Source organism: Rhizocola hellebori (assembly GCF_016862955.1).
In the GTDB taxonomy this organism is placed as follows: Bacteria; Actinomycetota; Actinomycetes; order Mycobacteriales; family Micromonosporaceae; genus Rhizocola; species Rhizocola hellebori.
Genome location: NZ_BONY01000204.1, coordinates 1 through 594 on the forward strand (window position 1 = coordinate 1; position 594 = coordinate 594).

Annotated in this window: 1 protein-coding gene; it reads left to right on the forward strand. The window is 68.7% G+C overall.

Annotation, left to right across the window (positions count from 1 at the left end; all coding sequences use genetic code 11):
• On the forward strand, nucleotides 1-594 hold a 594-nt coding region (locus tag Rhe02_RS49530), incomplete at both ends, for a tyrosine-type recombinase/integrase (protein WP_373320829.1).

Genomic DNA, 594 nt, shown 5'->3' on the forward strand with positions numbered 1-594 from the left:
CAAGACCGCACCCGAGGCCCCGAGCTTGCCCGCGCCGCGCTCGACGCGCTCGCCACCAAGCTCGACGGCACCCGCGCCGCGCCCACTACGATCGCCCGCAAACGTGCCGCGCTCTACAACGCCTTCGACTTCGCCGTCGAGACAGGCCAGCTACCGAGCAACCCCATCGACAACGTGCGCTGGAAGATGCCCAAGAAGGCCGAAGCGCTCGACCCGCAAGCCGTCATCAGCCTCAAGCAAGGGCAACGGCTACTCGCGCAGGTTCACAGCCAGGGATTGATGGGCGCCCGGCTCATGCCGTTCTTCGCCTGCCTCATGTACGCGGGCCTGCGGCCCGCAGAAGCCATCGCATTGCGCCTCAGCGACATCGTGAGCCTGCCCGAGACCGGATGGGGAGAGTTCCGGCTACGCCGCTCCGCGCCGCGCTCAGGGCTCACCTGGAGCGACACCGGCCGTTCCCGCGAAGACAGATCGCTCAAGCACCGGTCCATAGCCGACACCCGCCTAGTGCCCATCCACCCCGCACTGTGCGGCATCCTGCGCGAACACATCACCGCGTGCGCCGTCCCACCAGGCGCACGGCTCTTCGCCGGA